This is a genomic window from Curtobacterium sp. 1310, assembly GCF_017834105.1.
GTDB lineage: Bacteria > Actinomycetota > Actinomycetes > Actinomycetales > Microbacteriaceae > Curtobacterium.
Map to the genome: position 1 here is coordinate 95,202 of NZ_JAFICY010000007.1, position 17,715 is coordinate 112,916.

A 17,715-nucleotide genomic window follows, 5' to 3' on the forward strand; every position below is an offset into this window, starting at 1 on the left:
GTGCCTCCCGTCCGCCGCGGTGCCGGGTCAGGGCTCCGGGTGCTCGCCCTGCCAGATCGTGTCGACGGCCTCGAACTCGCGCGGGTAGCACTGGGTGTCGTAGACCTCGATGCTCTCCGACGCGATGCCGTACCGGTACCAGGGCCCGTCGCCGCCCGGTGTCGAGCTCGACAGGCCGTCCGCGGCGTACGTGAGCGGGACGACGGCCATCGGGTGGCCGGCCTGCGCCATGCACGCCTGCAGCCGGTTGAACGCCGTCGTGTACTCCTGCAACGTGACGACCCCGTCGTCGGTCTCGGCGTCCTGCTGCGGCGACGGTCCCGCGATCGTCGCCCGCTGCGTCCACGACGTCCACAGCGCCCACCGTGCCGATCCCGAGGCCGCGACCGTCACCCGCACCGCCCCGTCGTCGACCGGCAGGAAGTCCACCGTGACCGGATCACGGCCGTCGCGTGCGGGTGTGCAGGACTCGCCGCCGACCGGGGTGCCGTCGACCTCGACGCGGAAGCTCCCGGCATCGAGGCAGGTCCACGCGACGGTGAGTGCGTCCGCACCGCGGGGCGGATCGACGACCGTCGTCGTCCGGTCCCCGTGCGCCACGAGGAAGACCGGGTCCCCGAGCACGCGCGCGTGGTCGCCCTCCTCGACCTGGTACCGGGCGGAGATCGCCAGCCCGGTCTCGACCGCGGCGTCGGGGTCTGCGCCCGGCAGCGCCGCTGCGGTGAGGCCGCCGGTCAGCCCGCCGCCGACCACGAACGCGGCGAGGACGGCGAGCACGGTGGCACGCGTCGGGCGCCGGCGACGGGCCCGGGCGGTCCCCGGAGCACCGGTGCGGTCGACCTCCGCGACGAGCGCGTCGCGCATGGCGGTCAGGCGGGGGGAGAAGTCGTCGTTCACAGTGCGCCTCCGAGGGGTTCCGCTGTGGCTGTGTACCGCTTGTGGAGCCGGGCCTTCGCCCGGTGGAGTCGGGACTTGACGGTCCCGGGGGCGACGCCGAGCACCGCCGACGCCTCGCGCTCGCTGAGTCCCTCGAGCACGCAGAGGGTCAGGACGCGCTGGTCGTCGAGCGACAGCCGCCCCATGGCCGCGACCGCACCGCCGTCGCCGAACTGCTCCGCGGGGTCGGGTGCCGGCTCGGGCGCCGGGAACCGGCCGAGGAACGCCCGGTGCCGGTGCGCCGACCGGGTGACGTTGTGCGCGGTGTTCGTCGCCGTGACGAGGAGCCACGGCAGGAGCGAGTCGTCGACGAAACGGACGTGGTCACGGCGCCGCCAGGCCTCGAGGAAGGTCATCGCGACGACGTCGTCCGCGTCGGCCGGTGCTGCTGCCGGGACGAGGCCGACGGCATGTCGCCGGAGCCTCGCGGCGTGCCGGTCGAAGACCCTGCCGAAGGCCTGCCCGTCCCCCGCGAGGCTCAGGGCCCAGTCGGCCCCGTCCCCCGTGATCTGGTTCATGTCAGGTGGTGTCCGCACCGACGCGATCGGTTCCCGGCTCGGCGTGTCGCGCGCGGGCGCGGCGTGTTCAGCGCTGGTCGGCGGCCTCGCGCGGCTCCGTGATCCGCTCCCCGGTCTGCGGGTCCCAGCCGATGGTCCTCGGTTCCTGCGCACGCGGGCGTCGCTCCCAGCGAGGGAACCACGGGCGTGCCGACGGCAGGTACAGCAGCACGGCAGCGGCGACGACAGCGACCGGCTCGAGCGTGGGCCGGTCCGCGCTCCCGACGGCCACGGCGATCACGACGTCCACCAGGGCGAAGGCACCCAGCACCCCGAGCCACACCCGCGCGGTGCCGGAACCACGCCACACGAGCAGGGTCGCCCAGGCGAGCAACGCGCAGATCCCGATGCCGAGCACCCCACCGATCACCGCGATGAGCGGACCACCGGACTCGTCCTGCGCCAGCTGCACCGCTGCCACCGAGACCGTGGTGACCCGTACCAGCAGCACGACCGCCCAGATCGCCAGGGCCGCGGTGACCACCGTCGGTCGTCGCAGCGGTCGGTCGCTGTCCTGCGCGCGGTCGTCCGTCGTCACGGTGCCCCCTCCGGTCGCTCACGGACTCGTCGCCCGCGTACCGCGACGGTAGCGGAGTCGAGACGCCGACGGCAGCCCTAGGAGACGACCCGCTCCGTGTCAGCGCGGCGGCGGAGGCCCTCAGGACCGCGGGGTACCGAGGTCGACCAGGTTCGGCCCGACCGTCGACGACGCCAGGTCGACCCGGGCGAGGGGTGTGCCTCCGCCCGGTCCGAGGACACCGATGCGGATCGCCGTCACCGAGTACGCGCCCGTCCTCGCGTACCGACCGTCACGGGAACCGGGGAGGTCGCGCTGCACGTTGACCTGCACCGACAGCAGCGCGGGGAGCGCCCGGAGCACCGGTGTGACCGCGGCCACGAGCGGCCCCGTCGCCGCTGCCAGGGTGCTGCCCGCGGTGGTGACCTGGGCCAGGAGTCCCCTCGCCACACCCTGGACGACTCCCGGGAGGTCCTCCGTGAGGCCGCTGACGAGCAGGCTGACGAGACCGCCCAGTCCGAGGTCGAGCCCGAGCAGCTTCGACCCGACGGTCACGGTCCCGCTCCCGCCGGCGGCGGTCCCGAGCCCGCTGTCCGTGCGGATGTCCAGTTCGACGACCGGTGTCCCGAGCAGGCCGAGCAGCTGGACGTCGAGCGCGACCTGCAGGCGCAACGCCTCGAGCGTCGAGGTCAGGACCGCCGCGATGCGTTGCGTCCAGGCGTCCAGCATCGCCGTGACCCTGGCCGTGAGCTGGTCCACGAGACCGGCGTCGAGGACGATCTCGGTGTTCGGGGGCAGGCCGTTCAACCCCGAGGACCGACCACCGACGAGCCGTGCGAGGTCGACGTGGACGCTGCCGGACGCGAGGTCGACCGTGACGACGCCGTCGGTCAGCGGCTCCCGGGTGATCGGGGCGATCGCGGTCCCGAGGTCGGCTCCCTGCAGGGTCACGCTGCCGCGCACGGTCCCGACGCGGAGCGTGCCGCCGAGCAACTCCGCGCCGATCTCGGCCCTGACGGCGTTCGCGAGCAGCCCGCCCGGACCGGCGAGCTGGGCCACCGCGCCGTCGAGCGTCCGCACCGTGCTGTCCACCGAGCTCGTGAGCGACGAGACGAGCGGACTGTCGATCCGCAGGTCGAGCCCGGCGATCCCGTAGTCGCGCGTCACCCGCCGCGACCCGTCGGCAGCGGCAGCCGCAACGGGAGCCGTCGTGGTCCCCGTCGCCGCGAGCAACGCAGGTCGGACGGTGGGCGCGTCAGCACCTGCACCGGCCGCGGTGGGACCCGCGGTCCCCCACACCTCGTCCTCGAGCAGGTCGCAGCCGTCGAGCTGCGCCGAGGATCCCACGGCCCCGACCTCGAGCCCGACGTCCGAGACGTTCCGCAGGTCGACGACCCCTGCCAGGGCCTGCCCGAGGTCGAGCGTCGCCGGCTCGGGCAGCGCCTCGGTCGGCGTGGTGTCGGTGACGAGCACGCCCCCGGAGTCACTGACCAGGCCGGAAGCGGCGACCGACCTGCCCGTGGCGACGGACGTCGCGACCTGGTTGACCGCTCCGGCCGATCCTCCGGGCAGTCCGGTGCCGAGGCCGGTCAGGTCGAGTCCGGCGACACTGCCCAGGACGCCGACGTCGAGGGGGTTGCCGTACGCGGCGGTGGTCTCCGTGCGGGTGATCTCGGGCGCGGTCGCCGGGCTGACCGAGACGCCCTGCGTGCCGGTCTTCGTCACGTCGAGCCCGCGCAGGTCCGCGACCGCCCCGAGGTCCTGCCCCGCCACGCTCCCGGCGAGGAACCGGCTCGAGGAGTTCGCCGTGTAGCCGACGTCCTCGCCGCACGAGAACGACGAGGTCCCCAGAGCACCGTCACCGTGCACCCACTCCGAGTCCTGCCACGTCGCGGTCGACGGGGCGGGTCCGGGGACCGTCACCGCTGCGGTCGCCCCGACCACCGCCACGATCCCGACCAGCACGGCGCCACGACCACGGCGCAGCATGCCGAGCACCGCCGGGCGGTGACGGGCACGGTGGCGCGGGCTCGTGCGCGGGATCACCGGGCGCACCCGTCGCTCGACGCCGCTGTCCGCCACACCCGGACCACCACCCCGGCGAGCACGAGCGCCGCCGCGACGAACAGCGGCGCCACGAAGGCCGCACCGGTGGAGGCCAGCGAGGTGGACGACGCCGTCGGCGACACCGGTGGCCCCGCGACCGCGTCGTCCGCGCTCGCGGTCACCCCGAGCCCCACGGTCGCTCGGAGTCCCATGAGCCCGTCGTCGGCCGAGGCTCCCGCGGTGTCGGCGACGGCGAGCTCGACGAGCAGCCAGGTCGCACCGTCGCCGTCGGGATCGGAGACCGGCACACGGAGGGTGTCGGGCTCTCCCGGACCGACCGACAGGACCCGCTGCCCGCCGTCGCAGACCGGCACGGCATCGAGTCCTCGCCAGGGCCGCTCGCACGCCGACACGGCGACCCGGAGGCCGTCCGGGTGCTCGGCGAGCGCTCCGTCCCGACGGAGTTGCACCTCCGTCGCGATCAGCCCTGGTCGGTCGACACTGGTGCGCACCTGCCAGTGGACCGGTCGACCGGGCTGCAGCTCGGGTGCGCGCAGCGGGTACGGCGATGCCTCGAGCACGAGACCGCCCGGTACTCCGGTCTCGGGAACGACGTGCCACCCCGCTGCGACGGCCGCACCGCCGCTGGCGAGCCCGAGGACGGCGCAGATGACCGCTCCGGCCGCGGTGACTCCCGCACGAGCGCCCGCCGTACGACTCATGCTCGCGCTCCGGTGTCGTCGTCCCGAGCGGTCCGTCGTGCTGGCCAGAACGACCACACGACGAGCAGGCCGACCGTCGCCACCGCCAGCCCGCGGGCAACGGGGGTCGAGGACCACTGCAGCACGTGCCCGAGCCCGGGGGCGCTGGCGACGGTGAGCCGGGCCTCGCGGACGACCGAGGGATCACGGTCGATCGTGTCGTTCGCGTCGCCCCGCATCGTCAGCGACCTCGCCTCCGGGTCACCCGGCACCCGATCGACGGCGACCACGCGGTGGGTCACCGGCAGCTCGGATCCCGGTCGCGGGACCGTGACGACCTGCCCCGGTCGCACGTCAGCCGCTGCGATCCGCTCGGACACGACGACCGCCCCGGCGGGGATCGTCGGGCTCATCGACCCGGTGGTCACGACCACGAGCGACAGCCCCGTCGTCGTGGCGACGACCCACCACGCGACGCAGAGGACACCGACGACCCCCGCCACGGCGACGACGACGGCTCGCAGGCGGTGCAGCACGCCGCGACGGCGTGCAGCGGCGGTCGAGACCACTGCCGCGCTGTCCTGCACCGGAACGACCCCGGTCACCTCGAGGTGGCTGCGAACATCCATGCCGGCGCCGCGGTCCGTCCCTGCAGTGCGTCGAGCGCGACCCCGGCGGGCAGCGACGGCGTGGTCGGGAGCGACACCTCGAAGCAGTACGCCTGCTCCGAACCGGCGTCCGCCGCGAGCGCCTGGCTCGCGGCGGCTCCGGTCGACGCAAGGGGCCCGTCGGCGATGACGGTGCCGGTGGTGAAGGCCGTCGCACCGCACGGGACGCCGTCGGCCGTCGTCGCGACGCGGACCTGCAGGGCTTGCCAGAGCAGCTCGCCGGGGTCGGAGGTCGTCACCCCGGTCGCGGTCTCCGCCGCCGCCATCCGCACGTCGCCCGCGATCGAGCCCGCCACCGTCCGGAGTCGGACACCGGCGTACGTCGCGTCGCCCGGCGAGAGCGCGATGCCGTCGAGGCCGAAGGTCATCTCCTGGCCGGGGTTCTCCTCGGCCTGCGTCCACCCGGAGTCGAGCGCCGCGGTGACGTTCTGCTCCACCTCGAAGGTGGAGGTCCCGATCCCCGGCCCTCCGGTCCCGTTCCCGCCGAACACCCACTCGGTGTCCGTCCACGACGCGAGCGTGTACCCGACCCCGCCGACGACGAGGGCGCCGCCGGCGACGAGCGCCGCGGCCCTGGTGCGCCGCGAAGCGGGCGCGCTGGACTGTCCTGACATCGTTGCTCCTGATCCGTGCACGCGGACGCCGGTGGTGGGCCGGTCCGACACGGCGGGAGCTGGTGAGGTCCCCCGTCGGCGGCTGTCCGCTCTTCTGGGGACATGCTGCCGGACCTCCGGCCGGAAGACAAGCCAACCGCGAGGATTGCTCCGGAGACTACGGACGGGAGGCGCGGTGCCCGCTGGCACCGCGCCTCCCGTCCGTCAGCTGGTCGCCGCGCAACGGTCGCGCCCGTTCAGACGGACGCCTCCGTCCCGCGGACCTTCCCCACCACGACGTCGACGATCCCGGCGATGAGCGCCGCCGCGACGAAGACCAGGGAGACCCCGAGCCCGAGCGGCAGGCCCTGCGAGTAGTCGCCCTTCGTGCTCGCCAGCGACGAGTAGAACACGCTGCCGACCGCGGCGATGCCGATCGCCGAGCCGACGCGGGCCCCCACCTGGATGAGACCACCTGCGGACCCGCCCTGCTGGACCGGTACCTCGGAGAGCGTGAGCGTCTGGTTCGGCGAGATGGTGAGACCCGACCCGATGCCGGCGACGAGCAGCGGCAGCACGAGCCACCAGCCGAGGTCCGGGCCGTAGTGTTCCGCGACGACCCAGACGACTGCGCCGAGGCCGATGAGCACCAGCACGGTGCCGACCACGATGAGCTGCCGACCGAAGCGGTGCACGATCCGGCCGCCGACGGTCGATGCGATGCCCGAGCCGATGGCGAACGGCACCGAGGCGACGCCCGCGAGCAGCGCGGAGTACTGCAGGCCCGACTGCAGCGCCAGGGTCAGGACGAAGAACAGCGGGGTGAACCCGGCGAAGTAGACCGTGGCGAGACCGACCCCGAGCGAGAACGACCGGCGGCGGAACAGCCGCAGGTCGACCACGGGCTCGTGGTCCCGGCCGTAGCGGCGCTCCCAGAGCACGAACAGCACCGCGAACACCACCGCGGCGACGACGAGCCACCACTTGGCGTTGCTCTTCCACTGCTCCGACTGCACGAAGGGCAGCAGCAGCGCGACGACCGCGGCGCCGAGCAGGACGATCCCGACCGGGTCGAAGTCGTGCTTCTGGCCGCGCTCCGCCTTCGGCGTGGTGGGCAGGTAGCGGAAGGCGAGCAGGATCGTGACGAGCCCGACGGGCAGGTTCACGAAGAAGACGAAGCGCCACCCGTTCTCGGTGCCGAACGCCGTGATGAGCAGGCCGCCCACCAGCGGACCGATCGCGGTCGCGATGCCGACGGTCGCGCCGAACAGGCCGAAGGCGGTGCCGCGCTCCTTGCCGCGGAACAGCTGCTGGATGAGCGCGGTGACCTGCGGGGTGAGCAGACCGCCGGCCAGGCCCTGCACCAGGCGGGCGACGACGAGCACGAACCCGTTCGGGGCGAAGCCGCAGAGCGCGCTCGCCACCGTGAAGAGTGCGACACCGACGACGAACATGCGGCGACGGCCGACGGCGTCACCGAGCCGGCCACCGGGCACGAGCAGCAGTCCGAACGCCAGGGCGTACCCGGACAGGATCCACTGGACGGCCTCGGGGGTCGCGCCGCTCAGGCCGCTCGAGATGGACTGGAGTGCGACGTTGACGATCGACACGTCGAGCAGGACGATGCCGCCGCCGAGCAGGCAGATGACGAGTGCCTTCCACCGGTTCGGGTCCGGGGCGTCGTCCTGCTGCTGCGCCGGTCGTCCGCCGGTCGGCTGCTGCTGGTCGGGGTGCTGCTCGGGGTGTTGCTCGGCCTGCGGTCCCGAGGGCTGCTCGGCGCTCGCGGCGTGGTGCGCGGTGTGGTGCGCGACGGTGGGAGCCGCATCGGGCTCGACGGGTCTGCGGTGTTCGGCTGCCATGACGATGCCACGCTAGGCCGGGCCCTCGGGGCGATCCGCAGGCTGTGCGGTTCTTGTCCCCCGATCCGACCCGCGGACGCTGAGGACACCGCGAACACCTCGGACACCTCGAACACCTCGGACACCTCGGACACCTCGGACGCAGCAGACGCCCCGGACGGGCCGGAGGGGCCGGAGGGTCAGCGCCCCGTGCGCTGCAGGCCGTCCGCCGCCCTCCCCAGGAGCCAGTTGACCGCCCAACCGAGCACGCCGACGACCGGCACCAGGACGATGACGAGCGTCCAGACGATCTTCACCGCGTCGCTCCGGCGTCGGTCGCGCCAGACCTGCACCAGCGCCAGCACGTCCAGGGTCAGCAGCAGCACGAGCACCAGCACGTGGGCACCAGCGAGGTTCTCGAACACGTCGTCCTCCTTCGTCGTCGGAGGTCCCACGCTAGGACGCGCCCCGTGTCGGTCGCGTCCTCCGCGAGGACGACCTCACTCCCCCCTGGTCGGCGTCGACCAGACTGGAGCGATGGAGTCGTGCACGTTCTGCAGCATCATCGCCGGCGGGGAACCGGTCACCTGGGTCGAACGCGAGGAGCACGCCGTCGCCTTCGCCCCGCTCCCGGCGTCGGCGCTGGCGCCCGGGCACACGCTGGTCGTCCCGGTCGCCCACACCGCGGACCTGCTCAGCGCCGACCCCACCTCGCTCGCAGCCTGCACGGCGCTGGCGCGACGGGTCGGCCTCGCCCTGCGGGGTGCCCTCGGCGCGACCGGGACCGTCCTCCTGCAGGCCTCCGGCACCGACGCCGGGCAGAGCGTGCCGCACCTGCACTTCCACGTGGTGCCCTGCTGGCCGGACGACGGCACGACGCACTGGCCGGAGCCGCCGTCGGCGCACGTGCACGACGGCGATCCGTACGCCGACCTGCGGGCGATGTTCGAGTAGGCGCGGCACCGGATGTCATCCCGGAGGAGCACGTCGGTCCTCCGCTGTGCCGATCCCGCCGTGGGCCGCGGTGCGCTGTGATCGTCCCAGACACGAAAGGCTCGACATGCCCCGCTCCACGATCACCGCTCCCCTCGCCGTCGGCGTGCTCGCCCTCGGCGCCCTGACGCTCACCGGCTGCTCGGCCCTCGGCGACCTCGCCCACGACCGGGTGACCTCCGAGGCCTCGAGCCGCGCCGACCTCGACTCCGCACCCGACTGGCTGCCCTCGGACGCCAGCGACATCACCTCGGTCGCAGGCACCGGCGGGAAGGGCTCCGACGCGACCCCGACCACGCTGGTCTTCACGAGCACCGACGGTGTCACCGACGACGCCTGCCGCACGACGCCCCGGCAGTCCGCGCCGACGATGGACGTCGACGGTGCGCCGGACGTGTACAAGGCCACCTCGGTGCTGCGGTGCGGCCCGTGGTCGATGACGTCGACGGGTGACCGCTGGGTCGCCTGGACGCCGAACCCGGGCGACGGCGGGTCCTGACGTGCCCCGTCCCCGCGGCCGCCACCGACGCACGAGGACGCGGCGCGCCCGTCCGTTCGGCGAGCACCGCGCCACGGTCGCCGTCGCGGCCCTCTCCGCCGGCCTCGGCGCCCTCGTCGTCACCGGCGCCGAGGCCGCGCTCCGGATCGTCGAGCTCGGCGAACGCACCGGGTCGAGCGCCACGGTGGCCGCGATCCTGCCCGTCGTGGCGTGGGTCTTCATCGGGATCGCCCTGTACGTCAGCGCCGTGGTCGCGTCCAACACCTGCGCGACCGTCATCGCCGGCCGCACCCGCTCGCTCGGACTGCAGCGTGTCCTCGGTGCCACCGGTCAGCAGCTCCGCTGGCAGGTCACCCGGACCGGGGCGACCTGCGGGATCGTCGGCGCCGCCGTCGGCACCGTCCTCGGCGCGGTCGTCGCGGACGCCGCGCTCGCCGTCGCCGCGGCCGCGGACGTGCTCCCGTCGCTCGGCGTCGTCGCCCCGCCGTCCCTGGTCCCGATCGGGCTCCTGGTCGCGGTCATCACGACGGTCGCGTTCCGCATCGGCTCCCGCGCCGTCCTCACCATCTCCCCGCTCCGCGCGCTCGAGGCCGGCGTCGAGGCCGCTCCCGGCACGACCCGTTCCGTCGGCCGCACGGTGACCGCGAGCACGCTCTCCCTGCTCGGCACGGCGGGGCTCGGCGTCGCCGTGGTGCTCGGCGCGACGAGCGTCGACTGCCTGCTGCTCGCGGTGGCCTGCGGTGCCCTGTCGTTCACGGGCGTCGTGGTCGCCGCCCCGGTGCTGCTCCCCGCCGTCCTGCGGATCGCGGCCGCCGCGTCCGCCCGGTCGGTCGTGCCGGCGATGGCCGCACGGAACTCGCTCCGGGCGCCGAAGCGCACCGCCCGCGCGACGGTGGGGCTGCTCATCGCGGTGACGCTCATGGCCACGTTCGCCGTCGGGTTCTCGACCTACGCCAGCATGCTCCAGGGCCAGGCCGCGGACGACCCCGAGTACTACCGCGGCATCCAGGAGCAGTTCGACCAGCTCGCGGTCATGTTCACCGGCCTCGTCGGTGCCGCCGGGGTCATCGCGGCCGCCGGGGTCGTCGCCGTCACGGCCCTGACGACCGCGCAGCGGGGACGTGAGCTCGGACTGCTCCGGGTGGTGGGCGCGACGCGGCAGCAGGTCCGCGCGCTCGTCCTCGCGGAGACGGCGATCACGGTCGCGGTCGCGGTCGTGCTCGGCGGGCTGCTCGGCACCGCGTACGGCTGGGCCGGGGCGTACACGCTGCTCGGCGCGACCAAGGGTGCGGAACTCGTCGCGCCCGTCGTGCCGCTCTGGCTCGTGGTCGTCGTGGTGGTCGGCGCTGCGGGCACCGGGCTCGCCGCTGCGCTGGGCCCGGCGGCACGAGCCGTGCGGGCGGCCCCGGTGACCGCGCTCCGGTACGAGTAGCGCCCGACGGGGCCGGCCGGCGACCCGGGGTCAGCCGGCCGCCCGGCGCACGAGCTCCCGGAGCCGCTGCTCGACCTCGTCGGTCCACTCGACGACGGCGAACGAGGTCGCCCACATCGCGCCGTCGTCGAGCGTGGCGTCCTCCTGGAACCCGACGGTCGCGTAGCGCGCACCGAACTTCGAGGCCGGCTGCACGAAGGTGACGACCTTGCCGTCCCGCGCGTACGACGGGAACCCGTACCAGGTCTTCGGATCGAGCTCCGGAGCGACCTCGGTCACGAGCACGTGGTAGCGCGCGGCCAGGACCTGGTCGAAGCCCTCGAGTGCCTCGATCGCGGCCGTGCACGCCTCGCGCTCGGCCTCGCGCTTCGCGGCGCCCTTCAGCCCGCGCGTCGCCTTCCGTTCCGCTGCTGCCTGCTGCATCGCGGCTCGCTCCGCGTCGCTGAACACCTCGGCCATGCCCGTCTCCCTCACCGATCCGCCCGGTCCGCGACCGGTGCTGACGGCATCCTGGCACCGCCGGTGCGGACCGCGCGACCCGGCGGACGGGAGGCACGGTGCGGGTCGACCACGAGCCTCCCGTCCGTCCCGGCGCACGCCCGTTGCCCACGGACGACAGGAGCGCGCCGGTCCGAGGACCGACGCGCTCCTGTCTGCGCTGGGCTGGGTGTCAGCGGGTGGTGCGTCCGGCGCGGGGCAGGAGCACGCCGAGGACGATCATCGCGACGGCGAGGAAGGCGTGCAGGACGTTGTCGGCGCTGTTCAGCGGGACGAAGTTCGCAGCCCCGGCCATGCCGGCGACGAAGAGGCCGAAGACGAACAGCACGGCGTAGACGATGCCACCGATGAGCAGGTACGAGCGCGAGCCCGCGGCCGAACGGGCGGCGAGCAGGCCGACGATGCCGAACAGCAGGTGCACGATGTTGTGGAGCACCGACACCTGGAACAGGCCGAGGAGCATGGCCATCGAGCTGTTGCCCGCGAAGGACAGCGTGCCCATGTCCATCGTGAGTCCGGGGATGAAGCCGGCGATGCCGACGATGAGGAAGACGATCCCGAAGAGCAGTGCGCCCTTCTGGACGAGGGTCGAACCGGTACGGGGGGTTGCTGCGCTGGACATGTGGTCTCTCCTTGTGTGCGAGGACCGGGTCGTGGTTCCGGTCGGGGACGTGACGCGTGTCACGCTCGGTTGCCTTTCACGGTAGACATGCAGCCTGCTCTCGGTTTCCCCCCGTCCGGGGGCACGCGCCGAACGGACAGGACCCGTCGTACGGTGGGAGGGTGCGGGAACTCGACTGGGACGGCTACCGGAACGTGCGGGACCTCGGCGGGCTCCCCACCCCGTCGTCCCCGACCGGTGCGACGCAGCGCGGCCGGATCGCACGCGGTCCGCGCCGGGAACTGCTCACGGACCGGGGCTGGCAGGACGCACGCGTGTGGGGGCTCCGGTCGGTGGTCGACCTGCGGTGCGCCGACGAGGTGGGGCGTCGCGAGGGCGATCCCCTCGTCGCTCCGGACGCCCTCACCGACATCACCGTCGTCGCGGCCCCGACCGAGGACCAGGACGACCCGGAGTTCCGCGAGGTGTGCTTCCCGATCCTCGACTCCCCCGAGTACTGGCGGCACAACTGGCGGATCCTGCCCGACCTGGTGCTCGGTGCGCTGCGGGCGATCGCGGACGCGCCGTCCGGGGTGCTCGTGCACTGCAGTGCGGGGCGCGACCGGACGGGCATGATCAGCACGCTGCTGCTCGCGAACGCCGGCGTCCCGCCGACTGCCGTCGCCGAGGACCACGCGGCTTCCGTCCGCGCGATGGCCGGCACCGGGACCCACGCTCCGGGTGACCGCCAGGCGACCTGGGATGCCGACCAGGTGACCGAGTGGCTCGCCACCGTCACACCGATCGTCGAGGACGTCGCCGCCGACGTCGACGCGGCGTTCGCCGCCGTCGGTGCCGACGACGACCTGCGCGCACGGTTGCGCGCCCGACTCACCATGCCCTGACCACGCGGGAGCCGTCGGACGGGAGGCACGCTGCCGGCCCGCACCGCGCCTCCCGTCCGTCAGCTGCGCCCCGCCGTCGACTGCTCAGGTCGGTCGTGCGGTCACGGTCCGGGGACGGTGACGCGGACGGCGCTGATCCGCCCGGCGCGCGTGCGCGCCGTGGTGTCCGGGTCGTAGCTGTCGGCGGTGGCGAGGTAGAGGGTGCGACCGTCCTCGCCGCCGAGCGCGCAGTCGATCGCACACAGGCCGGGGGCGTCGATGCGGTCGGTGACCTCGCCGCCCTCGACGACGCGGAGGAACTCCCCCGTGTCCACCGAGCAGACCCAGATCGCGCCCTCGGCATCGACCGTGCTGCCGTCCGGCGTGACGCCCCCGGGCAGCGTCGCCCACTCGCGGCGGCCGGTGAGCGACCCGTCCGGCTCGATGTCGAACGCGGTCAGTCGACCACCCCAGGTCTCGCTGACCACCAGGGTCCGCGTGCCGGGGAGCACGTTCGCGCTGTTCGGGAACACCAGGCCGTCGGCGGCGAGCCGGGCGGAGCCGTCCTGGTCGACGACGTAGAGCGGTCCCGGGCGGAGTTCTTCACCGCCGTACAGGTCGTAGCCGAACGCGCCGACGTACGTCCGGCCGGTCGCCTCGTCGACGACCAGGTCGTTGAGGAGCGACGGTTCGGTCGACGACAGGTCGGCGAACGGCTCGTTCGAGCCGTCGGGACGCACGACCTGGATCGTCCGGGCGTTCATGGCACTGACGATCAGCCGACCGTCGGCGAGCCACCCGAGGCCGGACGACTGGCCGTCGATGGTCGTCTCGAGGCGTGGTCGCGCGTCCGCCGCACCGGGGTCGACCGAGAAGACCTCGCCCGTGTGCATGTCGGAGTACCAGAGCCGGCCGTCGTGCCAGCGGTTGCCCTCGGGGAAGCGGATGCCGGAGACGACCTCGGTCGCGGAGTCGATGGTGGTGTGCACCCGTCCAACCTGCCACTCGGGACTGGCGGTCACCTGGCGCTCGTGGCCGGGGTCCAGCCGAGCTCGGGGCCGAGCCGCCCGGCCATGTCCTCGATGATCTGCGCGTAGTCGTCGGGCGCGAACGAGAACGGCAGCGCGAAGGCGACCTCCGTCGCCACCTGGTACCCGGCGTCGGCGCGGAGTCGATCGGCGATCTCGGCCGAGCTCCCGACCAGGTCGGCGGCGAACAGCAGCTTCCCCGGCCCCTGCGGGACCCCGACCCGACCGGCTCGCGCCGCGGCGTAGGCCCGGTACCGCTCGACCTGCTGCGGCGTCGCCGAGTCGGTCGGGATGACCACGAGGCCCTGCGAGACCCGCGCCGAAGCAGGGTCCGGGTGCGCGTCGAGGTAGGCGTCGACCTGCGCGCGCTGGTTCGCGGCGAAGTCGGTGCCGACCTCGCTCCGGGTCACGCTCGAGGTGAGCAGGTGGAAGCCGTGCTCGGCCGCCCACACCGCGGACCGCGTGCTGCCGGTGCCGTACCAGATCCGGTCGGCGAGCCCCGGGCTCTGCGGTTGGACGGTCGTGGCGAACTCCTCGATCCCCCGGCGCTCCCCGGCCGCCGTGACGGGGTCGCCGCGCACGAGGTCCCGGAAGCGCAGGAGTCGGTCGTTGCCGAGGTCCTCGTGCTCGGCGGTGTCCGGGTGGATCGCTCACGGTAGAGGTCGTAGTGCATGGGCGTCCCCACGGAGAAGCCGGGCTGCAGCCGACCGCCGAGCAGCACGTCCACCGTGCCGAGGTCCTCGGCGAGGCGGAACGGGTTCTCGGCGCCGATCGGGGTGACCGCTGTGCCGAGGGCGATCCGCGAGGTGCGCTGCGAGGCGGCGGCCGTGATCGCCACGGGCGACGAGATGCCGTGCTGCAGGTGGCGGTGCCGGAGCCAGGCACTGTCGAAACCGAGGGCCTCGGCTCGCTCGATCACGCGGAGCGTCTCCTCGTGGCCGTCGGCCGGGCGCACGGGGTCGAACGAGCCGATGGTCAGGAAGCCGAGGCGCTCGAGGGGCCGGTCGTCGGAGGGCATGCTCCGATCGTCGCAGACCGGGGCGCGGGGCGTCGGTGGTCCCGACGTATCCTGGCTGCATGAGCATGGAAGGCGCTGCCTGGAGCTCGCTGTACAAGATCTCGTCCGCGAAGGACGCCGGGCGGGGCTTCTCCCGCGAGTCGCTCCGGCGGATCATGACGTTCGCCGTGCCCTACAAGGTGCAGCTCGTGGTGTTCATCGCGCTGTCCGTCGTGGGGGCCTTCCTCGCGGTCGCGACGCCGGTGCTCGCCGGCCAGGTCGTCGACGTCATCGCGGCCCGCGGCGCCGTGTCGACCATCGTCTGGTTGGCCCTGGTCATCGCGCTCGTGGCCGTCGCCGACGCCGCGTCGTCGCTGCTCACCCGCTGGTACTCGGCGCGGATCGGCGAGGGCGTCATCCTCGACCTCCGCACCGCGGTGTTCAACCACGTGCAGAAGATGCCGATCGCGTTCTTCACCCGGACCCGGACCGGCGCGCTGGTCAGCCGGCTGAACAACGACGTGATCGGCGCGCAGCAGGCCTTCAGCGGGACGCTCTCCGGCGTCGTCACGAACTCCGTGGCACTCGTGCTGACGCTCGTCGTCATGCTCAGCACCTCGTGGCTGGTGACGGTCATCGCCGTCGTCATGCTCCCGGTGTTCCTCGTCCCCGCACGTCGGATGGGCAGCCGCCTCGCCGCGCTCCGCCGCGAGGCCGCCGACCACAACTCCGCGATGAGCACCCAGATGACCGAGCGGTTCTCCGCACCCGGCGCGACGCTCGTCAAGCTGTTCGGGCGCCCCGACGAAGAGGCCGAGGAGTTCCGCGTCCGCGCCGCCCGCGTGCGGGACATCGGCGTCCGCACCGCGATGCTGCAGTTCGTCTTCGTCACCGCACTCATGCTCGTCTCGGCGCTCGCGCTCGCACTCGTGTACGGCCTGGGCGGCACGCTCGCCCTCGGTGGCCAGCTGAACACGGGCGACGTCGTCACCCTCGCACTCCTGCTCACCCGCCTCTACGCACCGCTCACCAGCCTGGCGAACGCGCGCGTCGAGATCATGAGCGCCGTCGTGAGCTTCGAGCGCGTCTTCGAGGTGCTCGACCTCCGGCCGCTCATCCAGGAGAAGCCCGACGCCGTCACCCTGCCCGACGGCCCCGTCGCGGTCGAGTTCGACGACGTCCGCTTCGCCTACCCGTCCGCCGACAAGGTCTCCCTCGCCTCGCTGGAGGAGGTCTCCACGCTCGACACCCGCGGCGGTGACGAGGTCCTGCACGGTGTCTCGTTCCGGATCGAGCCCGGGCAGACCGTCGCCCTGGTCGGGTCCTCCGGCGCGGGCAAGTCCACGATCGCGCAGCTGCTCTCCCGCCTGTACGACGTCGACAGCGGTGCCGTCCGACTCGCCGGGACGGACGTGCGCGACGTCACCTTCGCGTCACTGCGGCACACGATGGGCATGGTCACCCAGGACGGGCACCTGTTCCACGAGACCATCGGCGCCAACCTGCGCCTCGCCCGCCCCGAGGCCACCGACGACGAGGTGTGGGACGCCGTCCGACGTGCGCGCCTCGAACCGCTCATCCGGTCGCTGCCCGACCAGCTCGACACCATGGTCGGCGAGCGGGGCTACCGCCTGTCCGGCGGCGAGCGCCAGCGCATGACGATCGCCCGGCTCCTGCTCGCGCAGCCCCGTGTCGTGATCCTCGACGAGGCGACCGCCGCGCTCGACTCGACGTCCGAGGCCGCCGTGCAGGCCGCCCTGAGCGAGGCACTCGACGGTCGCACGGCGATGGTCATCGCGCACCGGCTGTCGACCATCCGGAGCGCGGACCTCATCCTGGTCATCGAGGACGGCTCCGTCGTCGAGCGCGGCACGCACGAGGAACTCCTCGCTGCCGGCGGGCGGTACGAGGAACTGCACCGGACCCAGTTCGCCGTGCAGGCGGACCAGGCGCCGGACCCCGCTCCGCTGCGCGGGAGCGGCATCCGCTGACGGCGCGACCGCAGCGTCCCGTGACGGGCTGCGGGCGGACGTGCGATCGCGCCCAGCGCCGGCCCGGAGGCGCGTGGTGCGCGCGCCCCGCGCCTCCCGTCCGGCGGCACCGCGGTCCGCAGCCGTCAGCCGCTCCGTGCCCGAGACCGAGATCGGGTCCACGTCCGTGACGATCCCGGTGCACGAACCGCGGCATCCGTGCACCGGGATCGTCACGCGGCGGACGGGACGTGGCCGCCCCGTACTCGGCTCCCGGCTCGCTCGGTGCGACGAGGCGCAGGATGGCGTCGTGTCGTCGCTCACGCCGCCACGGGACAAGGAGTCGAGATGACCGCGTACCACCTCTCGAGGCCGGCCTCGGGATCGTCCTCGGGATCGTCCTCGGAGCGGATCCCTGACCGATGCGGACGGTGAGGGAACACGTCCGTGCGGTGATCGCCGTCGTCACTGCGGCGACAGCGATCGTCGTCATCACCGGTTGCAGTGGAGGAAGCCGCGTGGACTCGGAGAGCAACGGGGCCGTGAGCACTGCCGAGGCCCGGCAGTCCGTGCAGGACATCGTCGACCGGACTGCCTCCTCACTCGAGGGCGACTGGGAGGTCTACAGCGGGCCCTCGGTCGAACAGTGCAGCAAGAGCGACGGCAGCGACGGCGCTGCCTACAGGTACATCAAGGCTCTCGCGAAGCCGACCGGTGAACCCGAAGCGGACATCGCCGTCGTCGAGAAGCTGTGGGAGGAAACCGGGATCACCACGCAGCCGTACGAGAGCGGGGGCGACGACCCGATCCTCGGTCTCCGCGGCGCAGGAGGCCCGACCACGTCCATCAGCTTCCTGGCGGACACCCGTCGGTACACGGTCTCAGCAACGTCCGAGTGTGCTGACGGGGACGCCGTCGAGATGCAGCGCAACGGCGAGTGACGAGCGGCGGAGATCC

18 protein-coding genes and 1 pseudogene are annotated in these 17,715 nt (G+C 73.5%); 6 read left to right on the forward strand and 13 right to left on the reverse strand.

Going from position 1 to position 17,715, the window contains the following annotated elements; all coding sequences use genetic code 11:
- Window positions 1–27: 27 nt before the first annotated feature.
- The 9 genes from JOD95_RS15075 to JOD95_RS15115 all read right to left on the reverse strand — a co-directional run bounded on the left by JOD95_RS15075 (window position 28) and on the right by JOD95_RS15115 (window position 8,281).
- Complete coding sequence (locus JOD95_RS15075; RefSeq protein WP_209685858.1) at window positions 28–897, reverse strand: hypothetical protein; 870 nt, start codon at window positions 895–897, stop codon at window positions 28–30.
- Window positions 894–1,454, reverse strand: a complete 561-nt coding sequence (locus tag JOD95_RS15080) for an RNA polymerase sigma factor (protein ID WP_209685859.1) — start codon at window positions 1,452–1,454, stop codon at window positions 894–896. Before JOD95_RS15080 ends, JOD95_RS15075 begins: the two co-directional genes overlap by 4 nt.
- A 67-nt stretch (window positions 1,455–1,521) precedes the next feature.
- Window positions 1,522–2,031 (reverse strand): hypothetical protein, encoded by a 510-nt coding sequence (locus JOD95_RS15085; RefSeq protein WP_209685861.1) that lies wholly within the window; start codon window positions 2,029–2,031, stop codon window positions 1,522–1,524.
- 120 nt (window positions 2,032–2,151) lie between these two features.
- Complete coding sequence (locus JOD95_RS15090) at window positions 2,152–4,056, reverse strand: choice-of-anchor G family protein (protein ID WP_209685863.1); 1,905 nt, start codon at window positions 4,054–4,056, stop codon at window positions 2,152–2,154.
- The gene (locus tag JOD95_RS15095) at window positions 4,053–4,778 is read right to left on the reverse strand and encodes a hypothetical protein (RefSeq protein WP_066656170.1); all 726 of its coding nucleotides are present in this window, start codon (window positions 4,776–4,778) and stop codon (window positions 4,053–4,055) included. The genes JOD95_RS15090 and JOD95_RS15095 overlap by 4 nt, the downstream gene beginning before the upstream one ends.
- Entirely contained in the window at window positions 4,775–5,362 is a 588-nt protein-coding gene (locus JOD95_RS15100) for a signal peptidase I (RefSeq protein WP_066656173.1), read from the reverse strand. Before JOD95_RS15100 ends, JOD95_RS15095 begins: the two co-directional genes overlap by 4 nt.
- A complete protein-coding gene (locus JOD95_RS15105) occupies window positions 5,359–6,039 on the reverse strand; it encodes an acyl-CoA dehydrogenase (RefSeq protein ID WP_209685865.1) in 681 nt (226 codons plus the stop codon). Before JOD95_RS15105 ends, JOD95_RS15100 begins: the two co-directional genes overlap by 4 nt.
- A gap of 236 nt (window positions 6,040–6,275) precedes the next feature.
- The gene (locus JOD95_RS15110; RefSeq protein WP_081985053.1) at window positions 6,276–7,877 is read right to left on the reverse strand and encodes an MFS transporter; all 1,602 of its coding nucleotides are present in this window, start codon (window positions 7,875–7,877) and stop codon (window positions 6,276–6,278) included.
- A 179-nt stretch (window positions 7,878–8,056) separates the two neighbouring features.
- Window positions 8,057–8,281: a PLDc N-terminal domain-containing protein gene (locus JOD95_RS15115; protein ID WP_066658679.1), complete on the reverse strand. Its 225-nt coding sequence runs from the start codon at window positions 8,279–8,281 to the stop codon at window positions 8,057–8,059.
- 112 nt (window positions 8,282–8,393) lie between these two features.
- On the opposite strand from JOD95_RS15115, the gene JOD95_RS15120 reads away from it, so the two are divergent.
- From JOD95_RS15120 to JOD95_RS17020, 3 genes are all read left to right on the forward strand, one after another.
- Window positions 8,394–8,810 carry an HIT family protein gene (locus JOD95_RS15120; RefSeq protein WP_209685867.1) on the forward strand — a complete coding sequence of 139 codons (417 nt, stop codon included), beginning with the start codon at window positions 8,394–8,396 and terminating at the stop codon, window positions 8,808–8,810.
- Between the two features lie 106 nt (window positions 8,811–8,916).
- On the forward strand, window positions 8,917–9,348 hold the full coding sequence (locus JOD95_RS15125) for a hypothetical protein (RefSeq protein ID WP_209685869.1): 432 nt from the start codon (window positions 8,917–8,919) through the stop codon (window positions 9,346–9,348).
- Between the two features lies 1 nt (window position 9,349).
- Window positions 9,350–10,780 (forward strand): FtsX-like permease family protein, encoded by a 1,431-nt coding sequence (locus tag JOD95_RS17020; protein ID WP_209685871.1) that lies wholly within the window; start codon window positions 9,350–9,352, stop codon window positions 10,778–10,780.
- Between the two features lie 30 nt (window positions 10,781–10,810).
- Here the strand turns inward: JOD95_RS17020 and JOD95_RS15135 are convergent, their stop codons facing one another.
- Entirely contained in the window at window positions 10,811–11,239 is a 429-nt protein-coding gene (locus JOD95_RS15135; protein WP_066656185.1) for a hypothetical protein, read from the reverse strand.
- A gap of 211 nt (window positions 11,240–11,450) precedes the next feature.
- A complete protein-coding gene (locus JOD95_RS15140; RefSeq protein ID WP_066656188.1) occupies window positions 11,451–11,900 on the reverse strand; it encodes a DUF4383 domain-containing protein in 450 nt (149 codons plus the stop codon).
- Between the two features lie 161 nt (window positions 11,901–12,061).
- Here JOD95_RS15140 and JOD95_RS15145 point away from each other — a divergent pair, with 161 nt between their 5' ends.
- Entirely contained in the window at window positions 12,062–12,784 is a 723-nt protein-coding gene (locus JOD95_RS15145) for a tyrosine-protein phosphatase (protein ID WP_209685873.1), read from the forward strand.
- A gap of 101 nt (window positions 12,785–12,885) precedes the next feature.
- Here JOD95_RS15145 and JOD95_RS15150 read toward each other — a convergent pair whose 3' ends face one another.
- Both JOD95_RS15150 and JOD95_RS15155 read right to left on the reverse strand, forming a co-directional pair.
- Complete coding sequence (locus tag JOD95_RS15150; RefSeq protein WP_066656201.1) at window positions 12,886–13,752, reverse strand: SMP-30/gluconolactonase/LRE family protein; 867 nt, start codon at window positions 13,750–13,752, stop codon at window positions 12,886–12,888.
- A gap of 29 nt (window positions 13,753–13,781) precedes the next feature.
- Window positions 13,782–14,809, reverse strand: a pseudogene (locus JOD95_RS15155) (LLM class flavin-dependent oxidoreductase).
- Window positions 14,810–14,868: 59 nt separating this feature from the next.
- On the opposite strand from JOD95_RS15155, the gene JOD95_RS15160 reads away from it, so the two are divergent.
- Window positions 14,869–16,779 (forward strand): ABC transporter ATP-binding protein, encoded by a 1,911-nt coding sequence (locus tag JOD95_RS15160; RefSeq protein WP_066656205.1) that lies wholly within the window; start codon window positions 14,869–14,871, stop codon window positions 16,777–16,779.
- A gap of 431 nt (window positions 16,780–17,210) precedes the next feature.
- Complete coding sequence (locus tag JOD95_RS15165; RefSeq protein ID WP_209685875.1) at window positions 17,211–17,699, forward strand: hypothetical protein; 489 nt, start codon at window positions 17,211–17,213, stop codon at window positions 17,697–17,699.
- The last annotated feature ends 16 nt before the right edge of the window (window positions 17,700–17,715 follow it).